We start from the raw sequence: 20063 nt of genomic DNA, 5'->3' as shown, positions 1-20063 counted from the left end.
ATCAGACTATGGAAATTACAAGGAGGATATGATTGTGATCGAGATGAATCATCTGACAAAGAAATATGGCAATCATGTAGCTGTGGACGATTTAAGCCTGACCGTTGAGCCGGGACGCATCTATGGCTTTTTAGGGCCGAATGGGGCAGGAAAGTCAACGACAATGAATATGGTCACCGGATATTTAGGAGCAACAAGTGGTGAAGTTAAGATCAATGGATTTGATATTTTAAAACAGCCGGAGGAGGCAAAGAAGTGTATCGGCTATCTGCCTGAGATACCGCCGCTGTATGTAGATATGACAGTAAAAGAGTATTTGGATTTTGCGGCAGAATTAAAAGAGATCGACAGAGCAGACCGTAGACAGTATGTGGATGAAGCGATGGAAATGACGAAGATCACAGATATGAAAGACCGCCTGATCAAGAATCTTTCGAAAGGTTACAGACAGAGAGTCGGACTTGCACAGGCTGTTTTAGGATATCCTGAAGTGATCATTTTAGATGAACCGACCGTCGGCTTAGATCCGAAGCAGATCATTGAAATGCGGGAACTGATCAAAAAATTAGGCGAAAAACATACGGTGATCTTAAGTTCCCATATTTTATCGGAAGTCAGGGAAGTCTGCGATTATATTTTTATCATTTCAAAAGGAAAATTAGTGGCAAATGACACCACCGAAAATCTGCTTGAAAAGGTAGAAAAGAATCACAGGGAATTAGAAATACTGCTTCGTGGAGATGCAGAGGCAGCATCAGGCCTGTTAAAACAGGTTGACTTTATAGAGGAGATTGAAACTGCGGAAGGAAAAGAGGAAGATACTACACTCTTAAAAGTAAAGACAGCAGCAGATACCGATATCCGTAACCAGATTATAAAGATATTAGTAGAAGCAAATGTAGAACTTTTAGAGATCAGGTCAGCAGGAAAATCATTAGAGGACATTTTCCTTGAATTAACAGAACAGAAAGGAGAGTTACTGTAATGAAAGCAATCTTTAAAAGAGAATTTAAGTCTTATTTCCAGAATATCATCGGCTGGCTGTATCTTGCCGCAACAATCGCATTGTATGGACTTTACTTTTTTGTATATAATTTAAATTATGGTTCATCAAAAGTTTCGTATTCCTTAAATGCGATCACATTTTTATTTTTGATCACAGTGCCGATCCTTACGATGCGGAGTCTTGCAGAAGAACAGAAAAGCAAGACAGACCAGTTGATCTTAACTTCACCGGTATCGGTAGGAAAGATCATTGCCGCAAAATATTTAGCAATGGCAGCAATACATACGATCGCAGTCCTTGTGATCGGACTTACACCGCTTCTTCTTTTGTGTTTTGGCAAAGTGCCGCTCGGAGAAGCTTATGTTGCAGTAGCAGGATTTTATCTGTATGGACTGACCTGTATTGCAATCGGTCTGTTTGTATCATCTTTGACCGAAAGTCAGGTGATCTCAGCTGTTTTGACATTTGTATTCCTGTTTTTAGGCTATATGATGAATGGAATCACAAGTACCTTTTCTGCGTCAGGCAATATCCTGACAAAGATTTTAAACTGTTATGATCTCGTTTCACCATTAGATTCCTTTATGGATGGCTGTTTTTCCATTACTGGAGTGATCTATTATGTGACAGTTACAGTCCTGTTTTTGTTTTTAGCATCGCAGTCAGTGCAGAAAAGACGTTTTACAGTCAGCGCGAAAAAGTTAAAATTAGGAGTTTTCAGTCTTGGATTTGTTGCGATCGCAGTTGCCCTTACAGTAGTGGTCAATTTATTTGCGGCAGAACTCCCAAGTACCTATATGGAATTAGATGCAACATCGACAAAACTGTATTCACTGACAGATGATACGAAAAAAATGTTACAGGATATGGACAAAGACGTTACGATCTATGTGATCGCAGCAGAAAAAAGTGCAGATAAGACTGTTGCAGAAACTTTGAAACGTTATGAAGATTCTACGTCCCATATAAAAGTAGAATACAAAGATCCTACAACAAATCCGACATTTTACCAGCAGTATACAAGTGAAACGATCAGCATGGGAAGTCTGATCGTCACCTGCGGAGATACTTCAAAAGTCATTGATTCACAGGATCTATATGAAACAAATATTGATTACAACACGTATTCCCAGCAGACAACCGGTTATGATGGAGAAGGTCAGATCACAAGTGCATTGCAGTATGTCACAAATGATAACAAACCGGTTATTTACCAGATCACCGGACACGGAGAAGCAGAACTGACTTCTAATTTCAAAAAAGCAGTAGAAAAAGCAAATGCAACATTAGAAACTGTGAATTTATTGGAAAAAGATGAAATTCCGTCCGATGCACAGGCGGTGATCATCAATGGGCCGACTTCTGATTTTTCAAAAGATGATGCAGATAAGGTCATTACTTATATGCAGGGCGGCGGCAATGTTTTAGTGGCTGCTAATTATCAGTCACAGGCAGATCTTTCTAATTTTGAGTCGATCCTTGCAGAATATGATATCAGTTTAGTAAATGGTATTGTCGCAGAGGGCAATTCCGATATGTATTATCAGAATCCGTTTTATCTGCTGCCGGAAGTTGCTTCAAATACCTATACAGCTTCGGTTGGCAGTAATTATATCTTTGCACCTTATGTACAGGGTATCAGCTATCCGGAAAGTACAGATGATGTGACGTATACAGCTTTACTTACTACCTCAGAAGATGCAGTATCGAAAACCGATGCAGCTAATGCCACAACATACGCATACGAAGATGGAGATGAAAAAGGTCCATTTACGGTTGCACTTGCAGCAGAAAAAACGATCGATGATGATACGACCGGAAAACTGGTGGTATTGGGTTCAACAGAACTGATCGCAGATAATGCTGACCAGATGGTATCTGGAAGTAATTCCGCAATGTTTGCAGATATGTTATCAAACTTCATCAATACCGACGGCATGGTGACAACTGTGATTCCGGTAAAAAGTTATGAAGCATCCCAGCTTACGATCTCTGCTTTTACAGCAATGCTTACCGGAATAGCAGTCATGATCGTACTTCCGTTACTGTTATTGATCGCAGGCATTGTGATCTGGGCAAAGAGAAGAAAACGTTAGGAGGGTGTATGATGCAGAAACAAAAAAAGCAGATGATCCTTGTTGTTATACTGCTGCTCATATTCGGGTCAGCGTACGGCGGCATGAGAATTTATAATCAGAAACAGGCAGATAAAGAAGAAAAAGAGGAAGAAGCTTCAAAGACCTATGTTACCGGTGTGAAAAAAGAAGATATCACTGCTTTTTCCTATCAGAATATGGAAGAAACCTTAGATTTTGTCAAAGAAGAGGACACATGGGTTTTGAAAAATGACGAGAGCATGAAGTTAGACCAGAGTGCAGTCGGGAGCATGGTAGATGAGATTGCTTCTTTAGAGGCAGAAGAAGTGTTAGATCTGCCGGAGGATATTTCAGAATATGGATTTGATAAACCGGAAAATGTGATCACCTATACGACAGACAAAGGAACCGTCACATTGACTGTCGGTATGGAAAATACGATCACAAACCAGTATTATCTGATCCAGAATGAAGCCGACAGTCTGTATATGGTCAATGGCAGTTTCCCATCTGCATTCCAAAAGACAGCCGGAGATTTAGAAGATACGTCAGAAGATTCTACGGAAACCGTTGTCAGTGAAACGGAAACTGAATAATAAAGTACTTACGAGGCATCTTCATTGTCATTCTTACGGCTTTTAATATAGCGGTACATGGCAATATATACCCATAAAAGTATCGGGATCAAAATCGTCATTCCGATTGAGATCTTAAAGAATGTATAGGTATTCGGATTGTCAAAAATTGCGAAAAACAGTGTGATCGCATATGTACTGATAAGAATAATGATGCCTATTATGGATAAAATACGTTTTAAATTTTTCATATGGCCTATCCTTTCATTTTTTTGTTATCATACCTATTAAATGCGGAATCGTCAAGCCTTTTAAAGGAAGCCCCGAATGGGATCGGGGCTTCTAAGGGGGAGGATAAGTATTCTTGCATCTTTTGTGGTAGTTCCCGGCAGATGAGTGGGGGCTTCACCTTACCGGGAATAATCATAGTATGGTTCAAAAGAGAAAAACTATACACATTTTCAAAAAAAGTTTTTTAAAAAGGGAAAAATGTTTTGAAATATATGATAAAATCTGCTATACTATATAGAGTGTTTTGTATTTTACAAAAAGAAGGAGTAAGATAATGGCATTATTAGAACAGTGGCAGAAAGTTGCCTATAATGAAAAAGCGAATAAGCAGGATTTACAGAGATTCTGGCAGAGATATTTTCTCTTAGAAAAAAACGTATATGAGCAGTTGTTGACGAATCCTGATGAAGTAGTAGAAGGAACCGTTAAGGAACTTGCAGAAAAGTATAAATTAAGCATTATGGATATGACAGGTTTCTTAGATGGTATCAATGACAGTCTTGTAACACCAAACCCAATCGATACTATGGAAGAAGATACAAAAGTAAGTCTTGCATTTGACAAAGAAAAGTTGTATAAGAATATGGTAGATGCAAAGGCAGACTGGTTATATGAGCTTCCGATGTGGGACGAGATCTTTGATGCAGATACTAAGAAACGTCTGTATTTAGAGCAGAAGAAGTCCGGTACCGTGATCGTCGGCAAGAAGATCGGACGTAATGATCCATGTCCATGTGGAAGCGGTAAGAAGTACAAACAGTGCTGTCTGAACAAGAAATAAAACATATTCATAGATCAATATAAGAATACGTTGACGAGATGAGTAAGCTGCGGAACGTGACAGAGAGAGATGCCCTGAATATATTCAGTGTGCTGTAAGCATCTTGACTGGAAACAGCCGAAAACTACCTCTGAGTGACCCCAATCCGGTCCGGTGATACCGTTATCATCATAACGAGATGGATTTTTTGTATATAAGATCCAAACTGGGTGGAACCACGGTAAGTAAGATCGTCCCTGATGCATAGTAAGTATGCGTCAGGGATTTTTTAATTTTAAAAAATTCTAGCAGCAAACATTTTGCAGAGATGCACACCTTGCACAGTTGAGGTGAATGTTTCACATACTTTATCAAAAAAGAAAGGAAGAATGAGATATGAAGATCACATTAAAAGATGGCTCTGTAAAAGAGTATCAGGAAACAAAAACAGTATATGAGATCGCACAGGATATCAGTGAAGGTTTAGCAAGAGTTGCCTGTGCAGGTGAATTGAATGGGGAGATCGTAGATTTACGAACTGAAATTGATAAAGATGCAGAATTAAATATTGTAACAGCAAGCGATCCGGAAGGATTAAAAGTTATCCGCCATACCACAGCACATGTGATGGCAGAAGCTGTACAGCATCTGTTCCCAAATGCAAAGATCACGATCGGACCGGCGATCGAAGATGGTTTTTACTATGATTTTGATTCAGAGCCGTTTTCAAGAGATGATTTAGATAAAATCGAAGCAGAAATGAAAAAGATCATCAAGGAAGGACATGAGATCAAACGGTTTACACTTCCTAGAGCAGAAGCAATCGCATTTATGGAAGAAAGAAAAGAACCTTACAAAGTAGAACTGATTGAAGACCTTCCGGAAGGTTCTGTGATCTCATTCTATGATCAGGGTGGCTTTGTAGATCTGTGTGCAGGTCCTCATTTAATGAGCACAAAAGGGATCAAAGCCTATAAGTTAATATCATCTTCCATGGCATACTGGAGAGGCGATTCTAATAAAGCGCGTTTACAGAGGATTTATGGAACAGCATTTAATAAAAAAGAGGAATTAAAAGAGCATTTAGAGAAATTGGAAGATGCAAAACGCAGAGATCATAATAAGCTCGGACGTGAAATGGGATTATTTACCACTGTCGATGTCATTGGTCAGGGACTTCCTTTATTCACACCTAAGGGAACAAAAATGATCATGAAATTACAGCGTTGGATAGAAGACCTTGAGGATAAAGAGTGGGGATATGTCCGTACAAGAACACCACTGATGGCAAAATCGGATCTGTATAAGATTTCCGGACACTGGGATCATTATATGGATGGAATGTTTATCTTAAATAAAGATGACAATGATAAGGAAACCATGGCACTTCGTCCGATGACATGTCCATTCCAGTATTATGTATATATGAACGAACAGCATTCTTATCGTGATCTTCCATATCGTATGTCAGAAACTTCTACATTATTCCGTAATGAAGATTCTGGTGAGATGCACGGACTGACCAGGGTACGTCAGTTTACGATCACAGAAGCACATATCATTCTTCGTCCGGATCAGGCAGAAGAAGAACTGACAAGATGTACAGAACTTGCACATTATGTTATGAAGACTTTAGGTATTGATGGAGATGTTTCTTTTCGTCTTTCAAAATGGGATCCTGCAAATAAGGATAAATATCTTGGAGATGACGAATACTGGAACAATACCCAGCAGTATCTGCGTGACGTTATGCACAAAAACGGCATTGAATTTACCGAAGCAGATGGAGAAGCAGCATTTTATGGACCGAAGATCGATATTCAGGCAAAGAATGTATATGGTAAAGAAGATACTATGGTAACCATCCAGCTTGACTGTTCTTCCGCAGAAAAATTTGGAATGTATTATATTGATGAAAAAGGTGAAAAAGTACTTCCATGGATCATCCACCGTACTTCCATGGGTTGCTATGAGAGAACACTTGCATGGCTGATCGAACATTATGCAGGCAAATTCCCGACATGGTTATGCCCGGAGCAGGTGCGTGTTCTGCCAATTTCTGAAAAATATGAAGAATATGCAGAAAAAGTCCGTAAAGAATTAGCAGCAGCAGATGTAGATGTTACGGTAGATAACCGTTCCGAGAAGATCGGATTTAAGATCCGTGAAGCAAGACTTGATAAACTGCCATATATGCTGGTAGTCGGACAGAAAGAAGCAGAAGAAGGTACAGTATCTGTCAGAAGCCGTTTCAGTGGAGATGAAGGAAGTAAGCCATTAGCAGACTTTATCGCAGCGATCAAAAAGGAGATCGATACCAAAGAGATCCGTAAAGAAGAACTTGTTGAAGAAAAAAATAATTGAATTATTTTTTGAAAAATATCTAATACTAAATCCGGTTGAAGCGTTTTTGCTTTGACCGGATTTTTGCATTAGATATTTTGCTGAAAGGAGAACGGATATGACAAAATTAGATTGTACCGTAACAAACTGTTTTTACAACGATGATAAGAGCTGCTGCAAAGGCGACATCATGGTAGAGGGCGAAGAAGCCAGAGAGTCTGGATCTACCTGCTGTGGAAGTTTTGTAGAGAAAAAATCAAGTACAGCAAAAAATTCAGTCAGCCAGCCCAAAAAAGATATTGAAGTCGGATGTCATGCCTGTCATTGTGTGCATAATGAAGATTGCAGATGCATGGCAGACAAAATTGGTATCGCCGGTACGAATGCCTGTCAGTGTCAGGAAACAGAATGTATAACCTTTGCCTGTAAATAAGACAATATGACAAAAACTTCCTCATATTTCGACAGAAAAGCACTGCAAAACTGTCGAAATATGAGGGAAAAAGTAGATGGAATATGTTTGATTTTGGCAGTATAACAAGGTACAATATGTTTATAAGAAGCTAAGAAACAAAATGAAAATGTAAAGTATGTGACGGATCACACTTGTCTTGGTTAGCATCATATGGAGAATGGATATGGAAAAAATGTTAAGTTTACATGAACTAGAAAAAGCCATTGAATGCCAGAGAAGCCGGGTGGATGCAATGGTTTATGCAGGGATGTACTCTGAGGACTTTATGAGGGAAAACCGGAGATTAGATCAACTGATCAATGAGTACATAGAGTTAGAAGACAGAGAAAAGCGATTGCAGGCATATTTTGCCGATTAAAACTGAATATTGTCTTAATATCAGAAATGCATTGGTGATAATTACCAATGCAATTTTTTTTGCCCTTTGTATTGCTTTTTTATATGTTTTGGGATAGAATAGACCTAAAAGTGGAAGAAAGTGGAGTGAAATGGTTCAAAGTGGAGTAAAAAGCCAGAATTAGGATAAGAACGGCTTTTGGTAAGAACTGTTTCTATAGAAGGTGTCCGTTATGTTCATGGGAGAGTACAACCATACAATTGACGCCAAGGGCAGATTGATTGTTCCATCTAAATTCCGGGAATTGTTAGGAAACGAGTTTGTTGTAACAAAGGGATTAGATGGGTGTCTTTTTGTGTACCCTGATGAAGAATGGACGAATATCGAAGAAAAATTCCGAAATATTCCGCTTACCACAAAAGATGCGAGAAAGTTTTCCCGTTTCTTCTTTGCAGGAGCAGCAAGCTGTGAAGTGGACAAGCAGGGAAGAATCTTACTGCCGCAGGTATTGCGGGAGTTTGCAGATTTACAGAAAGATGTCGTCTTAGTCGGAGTGCTCAGCAGGATCGAGATCTGGAGCAAAGACAGATGGCAGAATGCAAATACATATGATGATATGGATGAAGTAGCAGAGCATATGGCTGAATTAGGACTGAGTATTTAAAAGAATGGAGATGAAACGCATGGAGTTCAATCATAAGTCAGTAATGCTAAAAGAATGTATTGACAATCTGCATATCAGACCGGATGGGATTTATGTAGATGGAACTTTAGGCGGAGCAGGACATTCTTATGAGATCGCAAAACGTTTATCGAAAGAAGGCAGGCTGATCGGTATCGATCAGGATGCAGATGCGGTCATGGCAGCGACAGAACGGTTAGAGGAATTTCAAGACCGGGTAACGATCGTAAGGAGCAATTATTGCAATATGAAGCAGGTGCTCTCAGATTTAGGGATTGATAGGGTAGATGGCATCTTATTAGATCTTGGAGTTTCTTCTTTTCAGTTAGACACACCGGAAAGAGGTTTTACTTACAGAGAGGAAGATGCACCGCTTGATATGCGGATGGATCAGAGAGAAAAACTTACCGCAGAAGATATTGTCAATGAATACAGTGAAATGGAATTGTACCGTATCATACGTGATTATGGTGAAGACCGTTTTGCAAAAAATATTGCCAAACATATTGTAGAGGCAAGAGTGCAGAAACGGATACAGACCGCCGGAGAATTAAACGAGATCATAAGAAGTGCGATTCCAAAGAAAATACAGCTGACAGGAGGGCATCCGGCAAAACGGACGTATCAGGCGATCCGTATCGAATTAAACCATGAGTTAGATGTCCTTAAGAATACATTAGATGAAATGATCGGTCTGTTGAATCCGAAAGGACGGCTTTGTATCATTACATTCCATTCTTTAGAAGACAGGATCGTCAAAACAGATTTTAAAAAGAATGAAAATCCATGTACCTGTCCGAAAGATTTTCCGGTTTGTGTATGCCACAAAGTATCAAAAGGAAAATGCGTGACAAGAAAGCCGATTTTGCCTTCAGAAGAAGAATTAGAAATGAACAGCAGATCAAAGAGCGCAAAATTAAGAGTATTTGAAAGAGTATAAGACGGAAACAGAATGACAGAAAAGGAGAGTGGGAGAATTGAAAAAAGAAGCAGCTCGTAATCATACACGTTCTACAGATTTTAAGACAAATTATTATGTAGACGGCAATACTGTACGCCGGTTAGAGGGAGAACCGGAGGAACGAAGAAGACGGCAGTTAGAAAAAGAACAGGAACTTCGCAGACGGAAACACCGTCATGCCGCAAAACGTAATCAGGAACGTGCAATGCGCATGAATCTGGGATATGTTTTGTTTTGCACTGTTGCATTGATCTTAACCTGTGTTGTTGCTGTGACCTATATTCAGTTACAGTCAGAAATCACAGGCAAGATGCGCCGGATTTCCAGATTAGAAACACAGGTGGCTGATCTGCGTGCAGATAATGATGCGGCAATGAAACGGATTGACTTATCCACAGATTTAGATAAAATAAAAGAGCAGGCATTGGGATTTGGCATGAAATATGCCACATCTGATCAGATCATTTATTATGATATAGAAGATAATGATTATATGAACCAGTATTCGGATATCCCAAAGCGGTAAAAATATTCTGGCATACAGAGGGATAGAGCGTGCGTAGAAGACGTAAAAAAAGAAAGATTATACAAAAATTTTCAAAAAAGATGCAGAAGAAACTGATCGTGATGTTTCTTGTTGTGACAGTTCTGTTAGTCGGACTGATCGGAAGACTGATGTATATAGAATATACGAGTGGTGATAAATATGAAAAGATCGTATTATCACAGCAGGAATATGACAGCAGGATCATACCGTATCAGCGTGGAGATATTGTTGATACAAAGGGAACGATTCTTGCAACAAGCGTAGACGTTTATAATGTGATCTTAGACTGTAAGGTCTTAAATCAGAACAAAGATGATATAGAGCCTACAATATTAGCACTGACCACCTGTTTTCCGGATTTAAAGGCAGAAGACATACGTCAGAAATTAACAGAGAATGCAGCGAGCCAGTATGTGGTATTGTTAAAAAAACTGCCGTATGATACGATCCAGCCTTTTGTCGAGATGCAGGGGGACGATAAGAATTATCCGAATGTCAATAGTGATGCAGTCTGGTTTGAAAAAGAATATATCAGGAGTTATCCATATGGTTCGCTGGCAGCCTCATTGGTTGGATTTGTGTCCGGTGGCAATGTAGGTACGGTTGGCATGGAAAATTATTATAATTCCACGTTAAATGGTATCAATGGAAGACAGTATGGATACTTAAATTCCGACAATAATTTTGAAAAGACGATCAAAGAAGCAAAGGACGGAGATACGATCGTTTCTACAGTCGATGTCAATATCCAGTCCGTTGTAGAAGAAAAATTAGCAAAATTTAATGAAGAATATACCAATGGTTATATCGAAGGATCCGGAAGTAAGCACACAGCAGCGCTTGTAATGAACCCGCAGAATGGCGAGATCTATGCAATGGCGAATTTCCCGACATTTGACTTGAATGATCCTAGAAATCTGACAGGCTATGTTACACCGGAAGAAGAAGCGGGCATGACAGAAGAAGAAAAAATGGATTTTTTAAATGAGATCTGGGAAAATTTCTGTGTGACCTATACTTATGAACCGGGATCGACGATCAAACCATTTACGATCGCAACCGGACTCGAAACCGGCACATTAAGAGGAGATGAAACCTATTATTGTGATGGACTTGAAGTGATATCCGGAAGTGAAGTGCATTGTGTGAGCAGGGTCGGACATGGAATGGAAACGATCCAGAAAGCCCTTATGGATTCCTGTAATGATGCATTGATGCAGATGTCCTATTCGATCGGAGTAGATAATTTTACAACTTATCAGAAGATTTTTGGCTTCGGACAGAAAACAGGCATAGACCTGCCCGGAGAAGAAAGAGGCCTTTTATTTGAGAAAGACCAGATGCGGGCGTTAGATCTTGCAACGAACTCTTTTGGACAGAACTTTAACTGTACCATGATTCAGGTTGCAAGTGCATTTTCTTCCTTAGTCAATGGTGGAAAATATTATCAGCCGCATATTGTAAAAAAAATAGAAGATTCCAATGGAAATGTGATTGAAAATATAAAACCGGTATTGTTAAAAGAAACAATATCAGAAGAAACTTCAGATATGTTAAAGACATATCTGTATGCAACCGTATCAGAAGGTACAGCTAAAACTGCAAAGGTGAATGGTTACTCCATGGGTGGTAAAACAGGAACTGCGCAGAAACTTCCAAGAGCAAATAAGACATATCTGGTTTCCTTTATCGGATATGTACCACAGGAAAATCCACAGCTTGTCGTCTATGTGATCGTAGACGAACCAAATGTGGAAGAACAGGCACACAGTACTTATGCACAGAATATCGCAAGAGAAATCTTAGAAGAGATCCTTCCGTATATGAATCTGTATCCGGATGAAGAATTAGTACGTATCCGGATGAAGAATTAGTACAGACAGAAGATGATCAGAGTGGACAGGGTGCATCTGCCGGAAGTGCCGATGGGACGACAGGCGAAGCATCAACTGGAACAGGTGAAGGTACAGTCGCTGGAACTGGCGATGGAACGGCGGGCGAAGCAACAGCGGATGGAGCAGGCGACGGAACGACAGGTGAAGCAACAGCGAATGGAACAGATGCCGGAACGACAGGCGAAGCATCAACGAATGGAACAAGTGAGAAAACCGCAGGTGATAATACAGCCACAGGAGCAGGTGCCGGAACGACAGGAGATAATACAGCCGCCGGAACAGGTGAGGAAACCGCAGAAGAACCACCCGCAGATATCTTCCCTGAGTAAAAAACGAATCATAACCTCATAAAAGCAGTAATAAGATGATAGAAAGGTGCTTTTATGAGGCTTTCTTTTATGCTTCGATATAAGACATTTAACCGTAAAAAAACAATGACCATATTTGTGGCAGTGATACTTGTGATGATCTTTCTTATGGGACGGCTGGTATATCTGATGGTATTCTGTTCTGAATATTATGGAAAAAAAGCAGAAGATCTGCATGAGAGGGAGAGGACGGTCAAAGCTGCAAGAGGAAAGATCATTGATGCAACAGGCACTGTACTTGCGGCAAATAAAACTGTTTGTACCATATCGGTGATCCATAGCCAGATCAGAGAGCCGGAGGCTGTCATTGCAGCATTGACAAAAGAACTTGGGATTGGGGAAGAACTTGTCAGAAAGCGGGTGGAAAAGGTCAGTTCCATTGAACGGGTAAAGTCAAATGTGGATAAAGAAACCGGAGATCGTATCCGTGCATATGGGTTTTCCGGCGTCAAAGTGGATGAAGATTATAAGAGGTATTACCCTTATGATACATTAGCATCAAAAGTATTAGGATTTACCGGAGGTGATAATCAGGGAATCATTGGTTTAGAAGTAAAGTATGATGCATATTTACAGGGAACAAATGGAAAAATCTTAACGCTGACAGATGCAAGGGGCATCGAGATTGAGAATGCAGGAGAATCAAGGGCAGATCCGGTCGATGGGAACAACCTGCATATCAGTTTAGATTACAATATCCAGATGTATGCCCAACAGGCGGCAGAAAAAACATTAGAGCAGAAGCAGGCAGACAGTGTATCTGTCATTGTGATGAATCCGTCTAACGGTGAGATCATGGCGATGGTCAATGTACCGGAGTTTCACTTAAATACACCATTTGAACTAAACTATGAAGTGCCAGAAAATACAACAGAAGAAGAAAAGCAGAATTTATTAAACGGAATGTGGAGAAACCAGTGTATCAATGATACTTACGAACCGGGTTCTGCATTTAAGATCATCACGACAGCCGCAGCATTAGAAGAAGGCGTTGTCAGTGTCAATGACCAGTTCTATTGTCCGGGATATATCGTTGTTGAAGACAGAAGGATACATTGCCATAAACGGACAGGACATGGAGCAGAAGATTTTGTGCATGGGATCATGAATTCGTGCAACCCTGTTTTTATCGATGTAGGGCTACGCATAGGGGCGGATCATTTTTATGATTATTTCAGCCGTTTCGGGTTGTTAAAAAAGACTGGAGTCGATTTGCCGGGAGAAGCAGCAACAATCATGCATTCCAAAGAAAATATCGGTTTGGTGGAACTTGCCACCATGTCTTTCGGGCAGTCCTTCCAGATCACGCCGATACAGCTTGTCACAACTGTATCTTCGATCATCAATGGCGGAAACCGTATTACACCGCATTTTGGCGTATCGATAAAAAAAGACGATGGAACACTGGTACAGACATTTTCCTATCCAAAAACAGAAGGGATCGTAAGTTCTGAAACATCAGATACGGTGCGGGGACTGTTAGAAAAAGTAGTATCCGAAGGCGGTGGGAAAAATGCAAAGATCGCTGGTTATTCTATCGGTGGCAAGACAGCTACTTCACAGACACTTCCACGAAGTGCAAACAGATATATTTCCTCTTTTTTAGGTTTTGCTCCGGTGGAAAATCCACAGGTTTTAGTTTTAGTCGTGATCAATGATCCACAGGGGGTATATTATGGTGGTACGATCGCAGCACCGGTGGCAAAGGAGATCTTTGAAGATATATTTCCATATTTGGGGATTCCTTATGATGAAAAAGCCGCTGAGGAACTTGCAGAATAGAGAAAAATAACGTATACTAGATAAGTTATAAGACAGTACGCTATAAGGTGACAATAAGGGCATCAAATAGGGATACGTTATAACAGAGATAAAGTACAATATGTGGTGTCAGACCACAGGAATGAAAGAGGTAAAGGTTATGATTTATCATGTAGCAGCACCGGTGCTGATTGCATTTGCGATCAGTGCCGTGTCAGGGCCGGTTGTGATCCCTTTTTTGAGAAGGCTGAAAGTAGGGCAGACAGAACGTGAAGAATTGAAATCTCATTTGAAAAAGACAGGAACACCTACGATGGGAGGTCTGATGATCTTAGCAGGTGTGTTAGTAACGAGTCTTTTCTTTGTCAGGGATTATCCGAAGATTATCCCAATCCTGTTTTTAACAGTCGGATTTGGAGTGATCGGCTTTTTAGATGACTATTTAAAAGTCGTGCTCAGACGTTCGGACGGACTTTTGGCATGGCAGAAAATGCTGCTGCAGATTGTTGTAACAGGAATTTTTGCATTTTATATGATCCGTTATACAGATGTATCTTTGACTATGCTGATCCCGTTTTCCCATGGAAAATATCTCGATCTTGGCTGGGTGGCAGTTCCTCTGTTATTTTTTGTCGTGATCGGAACCGTAAACGGTGTGAATTTTACAGATGGTTTAGACGGTCTTGCATCTAGTGTGACAGTTCTGGTGGCAACATTCTTTGGAGTAGTTGCTGTTGGAACAAAGAGCGGGATCGAGCCGATCACCTGTGCTGTAGTGGGTGCACTGCTTGGATTTTTGCTGTTTAATGTATATCCGGCAAAAGTTTTTATGGGAGATACCGGTTCATTAGCTTTAGGCGGTTTTGTCGCTGCGGCAGCATATATGCTCCAGATGCCGTTATTTATCCCTGTCGTAGGATTTATTTATATGATCGAAGTGATCTCAGTTATAATGCAGGTAACTTATTTTAAAGCTACACATGGAAAACGTATATTCAGAATGGCACCGATCCATCACCATTTTGAACTTGGCGGCTGGTCAGAAACAAGAGTAGTAGCAGTCTTTTCTATCATAACGGCACTTCTTTGTCTGGTAGGATTGATGGCATTATAACAGGAGGATACGAATATGGATATAAGAGAGAAAAAATTTCTTGTAATCGGAACAGGAAAAAGTGGGATTGCAGCAGCAGAACTTTTGAAAAAAGAACAGATTGCAGTCAGGTTATATGACAGTAATGAAAACCTTGATAAACAGGTGTTTTATGAAAAGAATCCAGATCTTTCAGATGTGGCACTGATCACCGGAACACTTCCGGAAGAAGAAATGAAAAATACCGATATCTTAGTCTTGAGTCCGGGCGTGCCGACAGATCTTCCAATGGTTGGTACCATGCGGGAGATGGGAATTGCCATCTGGGGAGAAATCGAACTTGCATATGCATTCGCAAAAGGTGCAGTACTTGCGATCACAGGTACAAATGGAAAGACAACAACGACTTCACTTTTAGGTGAGATCATGAAGAATTATTTCAAAGAAGTATTTGTTGTTGGAAATATCGGCATACCATATACCAGTGTTGCGGCAGATACAACAGAAGAAAGCGTGACAGTTGCAGAGATCAGCAGTTTCCAGCTGGAAACGATCCATACCTTTGCACCGGAAGTCACAGCTATTTTAAATATCACACCAGATCACTTAAACCGCCATCATACGATGGAAAATTATATTGCAGCAAAAGAGAGCATTACTAAAAATCAGGGAGAAGGAGATCTTTGCGTATTAAATTATGAAGATGAAGTTCTGCATGATTTTGGTAAACAGTTAAAAGTGCCTGTGATCTGGTTTTCAAGTGAACGGGAATTAGAAGAAGGTTATTACTTAAAAGATGATATAATTTATTTTGCAAAAGCCGGAAAAGTGACAGAGATCATCAAGACAGATGAATTGAATCTGTTAGGAAAACATAATTTTGAAAATGTAATGGCAGCTGTTGCCATGGCAGTCGGTTTTGGAGTCCCACTTGAGAAAGTGCAGGAAGTATTAAAACGATTTACAGCTGTTGAGCACAGGATCGAATATGTAACGTCAAAACGCGGGGTTGCATTCTACAATGATTCAAAGGGTACAAATCCGGATGCGGCGATCAAGGGAATACAGGCGATGAACCGTCCAACGTATCTGATCGGCGGCGGCTATGATAAAGAATCTACCTATGATGAATGGATCGATGCATTTGACGGCAAAGTAAAAGAATTAGTGCTGATCGGACAGACAAGAGAGAAGATTGCAAGCACAGCAAAAGCACATGGATTTACGTCAGTTGTTATGGCAGATTCCTTAGAAGAAGCCATCCATATCTGTTATGACCATGCAGTATCGGGAGATGCCGTCTTATTATCACCGGCATGTGCAAGCTGGGGAATGTTTACAAATTATGAAGAACGGGGCAGGATATTTAAGGACATTGTACGAAGCTTAAAGGAGTGAGATTATGAGCCGAAGACCTGAAAAGAGGGAAAAAGAAAAAAAGCAAATCAAATATTTTGACTATACACTGCTGTTTATCATTATCTTTCTGGTGGGTTTTGGGCTGGTCATGTTATACAGTACAAGTTCCTACAATGCACAGGTGAAGTTTGGTAATTCAGCCTTTTACCTGAGAAAACAGCTGCTTGCTTCACTGATTGGCTTTGGAGGAATGTTTATTGTGGCACATGTGGATTATCATATATGGACACGTCTGAGTGGATTGGCATATATTGCGGCATTAGGACTTTGTACGTTAGTTATTTTTGCAGGTGCAGAATATAATGGTTCAAGCAGATGGCTGCGTGTCGGAGGAATTTCTTTCCAGCCATCCGAACTTGCAAAGTTTGCAGTCATCATATTTTTAGCAACGATCATCAGTAAGATTCCAAAGCAGATCGGAAGCCTGATGACGGTATTTAAGATTCTTGCGATCGTACTTCCAATCGTTGTTGTCGTAGCTGTCAATAACTTAAGTACGGCGATTATCATTCTTGGAATTGCGGTATGTCTGCTCTTTGTGGCAAGCCCAAAATATGGGCAGTTTCTTGCAATGGGCGGTCTGGTAATCGGTGTTGGTGCCGTTTTTATCATGGTAGAAAGCTATCGTGCAGAGCGTCTTAGAATCTGGCTGCATCCGGAAGATTATGAAAAAGGATATCAGACATTGCAGGGATTATATGCGATCGGTTCCGGCGGTCTCTTCGGTAAAGGTTTAGGCGAAAGTATGCAGAAATTAGGATTTTTACCGGAAGCACAGAATGATATGATCTTTTCCATCATCTGCGAAGAATTAGGTCTGTTTGGAGCAATCTGTGTGATCCTCTTATTTCTGCTTTTGATCTGGAGGTTCCTGGTGATCGCTAACAATGCACCTGATCTGTTTGGAGCATTGATCGTGGTTGGCATCATGGCACATATTGCCATTCAGGTGATTTTAAATATCGCAGTAGTTACAAATACGATCCCAAATACAGGAATTACCCTTCCGTTTATCAGTTATGGAGGTACTTCCGTTGCGATTCTTTTAACAGAGATGGGATTGGCACTTAGCGTATCGCGCAGAATTAAGCTGGAGATGGTATGATGGCAGAAAGATATGAAGTGGATAACAGGGAGAGAAAGGAATTTTTAAGGGAAAAAAGAAGACGGAAAAAGAAAAGAAAGATCATTCTGATCATTTTACTTTCTTTTCTGGCAGTCATAGCAACAGCTGTTCTTATCGTCTGGAAAGTGTTTACGGTAAAAACAGTTGTTGTCGAGGGCAACGAACATTATTCGGATAAGCAGATCGAGAAATTCGTATTAAGTGACGATTATTCATGGAATTCTCTGTATGTGGTGTTGAAATACCGCTTTTTGGAAACAAAAGAGATTCCATTTGTCGATACAATGGAGATATCCCTTAAAAATCCGCATACCTTAAAAGTCCATGTATATGAAAAAGGAATCCTTGGATATCTCTATATCCCCACAATTTCCCAGAATGCATATTTTGACAAAGACGGATTTGTCGTCGAAACTTCGAAAGAGATCATAGAACATATTCCGCAGATTGAGGGACTTAACTGTAAAAAGGTAGTTTTATATGAGAAACTTCCATTAAAAGATGAGAAGATCTTAAAAAGTCTTTTGGCAACGACGCAGACGTTAAAGAAAAATGAGATCGTACCGGATAAGATAATGTTCGATGGGAACGGAGATATTTCCCTGTCATATGGAAGTATTGAAGTCCTGCTTGGCAGTTCGGAAAATCTATCCAAAAAGATCTTGCGTCTTTCCTATATCCTGCCGCAGTTATCGGGGATGCAGGGAACATTACATATTGAAAACTGGACCGAAAATACAACGGATATCATATTCGATAAAGCAAATTAAAAAAAGTCACAAAAAAATCTAAATTTTTATTGATTATTTATAAGAAAAACTATATTATAGAGTATAAGAGTTTATTTTTATCAAGATATAGCGTTTTTTCATACGAAATGGAAGAAAAATACTTCAGATAGAAATATAGGGTAGAGAAGAAGGAGGAAATACCTTGCTTGAGATTAAAACAACAGATGCTGATTCCAGTGCAAAGATTATTGTAATAGGTGTAGGAGGAGCTGGAAATAATGCAGTAAATAGAATGATTGACGAAAATATCGGTGGAGTAGAGTTTGTTGGGGTGAATACGGACAAGCAGGCTTTGATGCTCTGTAAAGCACCGACACTGATCCAGATCGGTGAAAAATTAACCAAAGGATTAGGAGCAGGTGCACAGCCGGAGGTTGGACAGAAAGCAGCCGAGGAAAGTGCAGAGGAGTTATCCGCAGCTGTCAAGGGAGCGGATATGGTATTTGTAACCTGTGGTATGGGTGGAGGAACTGGAACCGGTGCTGCACCTGTGGTTGCCAAAATTGCAAAAGAGCAGGGTATCCTTACAGTAGGAGTTGTAACAAAACCATTTAAGTTTGAGGCAAAGACACGTATGGTCAATGCAATTTCAGGAATTGACCGTTTAAAAGAAAGTGTTGATACATTGATCGTCATTCCAAATGATAAATTACTTGAGATCGTAGACCGCAGAACAACCATGCCGGATGCACTCAGAAAAGCAGATGAAGTATTACAGCAGGCAGTTCAGGGTATCACTGACCTGATCAATGTTCCGGCACTTATTAACTTAGACTTTGCAGATGTACAGACCGTTATGAAAGATAAGGGTATGGCTCATATCGGTATCGGTGAAGCAAAGGGTGATGATAAGGCGATCGAAGCTGTAAAACTTGCCGTTGCAAGTCCATTGCTTGAAACAACGATCACAGGAGCATCCCATGTTATCATCAATATTTCCGGTGATATTTCTCTTATGGATGCAAATGATGCCGCAAGTTATGTACAGGATTTAGCTGGTGATGATGCAAATATCATCTTTGGTGCGAAGTATGATGAGAGCATGACAGATGAAGCAACGATCACCGTCATTGCGACAGGACTTGAGAACCAGTCATCATCAGGAATGCAGGGAATGAGATACCAGTCCTCTTTAGGAACAGGACGTTCCATGACCAATACGACAAGACCACTTACCAATACGACGAGACCTGTAACATCACAGACTTCAGGTTTACATAGTTCTTCACTTGGCATGGGAGGAAACAATACACAGCAGCCGACAACAACACCGTTTAATTATGGTGGTATTAAGAAGCCGCAGAAACCGGAAAGTTCTGTACAGCAGAAGGATATCCAGATTCCGTCCTTCCTAAAGACGACAAGAAAATAAACAGATATTCAGATATTGACAGAAATCCACTGCCACATCTATGTTTTTTAGATCATAGATGTGGCAGTTTTCTTTTTTTGTCGTATTAGTAAGATGAATTTCAAAAATATATTCCGCAGTTTGACAAAAAATCAGGGGATACTCTTTTATAATAGGCATCAGCAG

Annotated in this window: 19 protein-coding genes; 18 read left to right on the top strand and 1 reads right to left on the bottom strand. The window is 40.2% G+C overall.

Going from position 1 to position 20063, the window contains the following annotated elements; genetic code table 11:
* Positions 1 to 34: 34 nt before the first annotated feature.
* From H8S17_RS03850 to H8S17_RS03840, 3 genes are read left to right on the top strand one after another with little or no spacing between them, the layout of a single operon-like run.
* Positions 35 to 985, top strand: coding sequence for an ABC transporter ATP-binding protein (locus H8S17_RS03850; RefSeq protein WP_186866310.1), 951 nt, complete (start codon positions 35 to 37; stop codon positions 983 to 985).
* Positions 985 to 3102 (top strand): Gldg family protein, encoded by a 2118-nt coding sequence (locus H8S17_RS03845; RefSeq protein WP_186866309.1) that lies wholly within the window; start codon positions 985 to 987, stop codon positions 3100 to 3102. The genes H8S17_RS03850 and H8S17_RS03845 overlap by 1 nt, the downstream gene beginning before the upstream one ends.
* A gap of 11 nt (positions 3103 to 3113) precedes the next feature.
* Positions 3114 to 3698 carry a DUF4340 domain-containing protein gene (locus tag H8S17_RS03840; protein WP_186866308.1) on the top strand — a complete coding sequence of 195 codons (585 nt, stop codon included), beginning with the start codon at positions 3114 to 3116 and terminating at the stop codon, positions 3696 to 3698.
* 8 nt (positions 3699 to 3706) lie between these two features.
* Here H8S17_RS03840 and H8S17_RS03835 read toward each other — a convergent pair whose 3' ends face one another.
* Positions 3707 to 3928, bottom strand: a complete 222-nt coding sequence (locus tag H8S17_RS03835) for a hypothetical protein (RefSeq protein WP_186866307.1) — start codon at positions 3926 to 3928, stop codon at positions 3707 to 3709.
* Positions 3929 to 4242: 314 nt separating this feature from the next.
* On the opposite strand from H8S17_RS03835, the gene H8S17_RS03830 reads away from it, so the two are divergent.
* From H8S17_RS03830 to ftsZ, 15 genes are all read left to right on the top strand, one after another.
* A complete protein-coding gene (locus H8S17_RS03830) occupies positions 4243 to 4749 on the top strand; it encodes an SEC-C metal-binding domain-containing protein (protein ID WP_186866306.1) in 507 nt (168 codons plus the stop codon).
* A 375-nt stretch (positions 4750 to 5124) separates the two neighbouring features.
* On the top strand, positions 5125 to 7092 hold the full coding sequence (gene thrS / locus H8S17_RS03825) for a threonine--tRNA ligase (RefSeq protein ID WP_186866305.1): 1968 nt from the start codon (positions 5125 to 5127) through the stop codon (positions 7090 to 7092).
* A gap of 97 nt (positions 7093 to 7189) precedes the next feature.
* The gene (locus H8S17_RS03820; protein ID WP_186866304.1) at positions 7190 to 7504 is read left to right on the top strand and encodes a DUF1540 domain-containing protein; all 315 of its coding nucleotides are present in this window, start codon (positions 7190 to 7192) and stop codon (positions 7502 to 7504) included.
* 205 nt (positions 7505 to 7709) lie between these two features.
* Positions 7710 to 7904, top strand: coding sequence for a hypothetical protein (locus H8S17_RS03815; RefSeq protein WP_178051965.1), 195 nt, complete (start codon positions 7710 to 7712; stop codon positions 7902 to 7904).
* A 211-nt stretch (positions 7905 to 8115) separates the two neighbouring features.
* On the top strand, positions 8116 to 8547 hold the full coding sequence (gene mraZ, locus H8S17_RS03810; protein WP_186866303.1) for a division/cell wall cluster transcriptional repressor MraZ: 432 nt from the start codon (positions 8116 to 8118) through the stop codon (positions 8545 to 8547).
* Between the two features lie 19 nt (positions 8548 to 8566).
* Positions 8567 to 9505: a 16S rRNA (cytosine(1402)-N(4))-methyltransferase RsmH gene (gene rsmH / locus H8S17_RS03805; protein ID WP_186866302.1), complete on the top strand. Its 939-nt coding sequence runs from the start codon at positions 8567 to 8569 to the stop codon at positions 9503 to 9505.
* Between the two features lie 37 nt (positions 9506 to 9542).
* Complete coding sequence (locus H8S17_RS03800; RefSeq protein WP_178051969.1) at positions 9543 to 10052, top strand: hypothetical protein; 510 nt, start codon at positions 9543 to 9545, stop codon at positions 10050 to 10052.
* 29 nt (positions 10053 to 10081) lie between these two features.
* On the top strand, positions 10082 to 11947 hold the full coding sequence (locus tag H8S17_RS03795) for a peptidoglycan D,D-transpeptidase FtsI family protein (protein ID WP_330595611.1): 1866 nt from the start codon (positions 10082 to 10084) through the stop codon (positions 11945 to 11947).
* Positions 11948 to 11968: 21 nt separating this feature from the next.
* On the top strand, positions 11969 to 12319 hold the full coding sequence (locus tag H8S17_RS03790; RefSeq protein WP_186866301.1) for a hypothetical protein: 351 nt from the start codon (positions 11969 to 11971) through the stop codon (positions 12317 to 12319).
* Between the two features lie 47 nt (positions 12320 to 12366).
* Complete coding sequence (locus H8S17_RS03785; protein WP_186866300.1) at positions 12367 to 14118, top strand: peptidoglycan D,D-transpeptidase FtsI family protein; 1752 nt, start codon at positions 12367 to 12369, stop codon at positions 14116 to 14118.
* A gap of 139 nt (positions 14119 to 14257) precedes the next feature.
* Positions 14258 to 15211: a phospho-N-acetylmuramoyl-pentapeptide-transferase gene (gene mraY / locus H8S17_RS03780; RefSeq protein ID WP_186866299.1), complete on the top strand. Its 954-nt coding sequence runs from the start codon at positions 14258 to 14260 to the stop codon at positions 15209 to 15211.
* A 15-nt stretch (positions 15212 to 15226) separates the two neighbouring features.
* Complete coding sequence (gene murD / locus H8S17_RS03775) at positions 15227 to 16588, top strand: UDP-N-acetylmuramoyl-L-alanine--D-glutamate ligase (protein ID WP_186866298.1); 1362 nt, start codon at positions 15227 to 15229, stop codon at positions 16586 to 16588.
* Between the two features lie 4 nt (positions 16589 to 16592).
* Positions 16593 to 17714, top strand: a complete 1122-nt coding sequence (locus H8S17_RS03770; RefSeq protein ID WP_186866297.1) for an FtsW/RodA/SpoVE family cell cycle protein — start codon at positions 16593 to 16595, stop codon at positions 17712 to 17714.
* A complete protein-coding gene (locus H8S17_RS03765; protein ID WP_186866296.1) occupies positions 17714 to 18505 on the top strand; it encodes a cell division protein FtsQ/DivIB in 792 nt (263 codons plus the stop codon). The genes H8S17_RS03770 and H8S17_RS03765 overlap by 1 nt, the downstream gene beginning before the upstream one ends.
* 163 nt (positions 18506 to 18668) lie before the next feature.
* A complete protein-coding gene (gene ftsZ, locus H8S17_RS03760) occupies positions 18669 to 19898 on the top strand; it encodes a cell division protein FtsZ (protein WP_178050997.1) in 1230 nt (409 codons plus the stop codon).
* Positions 19899 to 20063 lie beyond the last annotated feature (165 nt).

The organism is Roseburia zhanii (assembly GCF_014287635.1).
In the GTDB taxonomy this organism is placed as follows: Bacteria; Bacillota; Clostridia; order Lachnospirales; family Lachnospiraceae; genus Roseburia_B; species Roseburia_B zhanii.
Note: the sequence above shows the minus strand (reverse complement) of the source record. Positions and strands in the feature narration are given on the sequence as shown.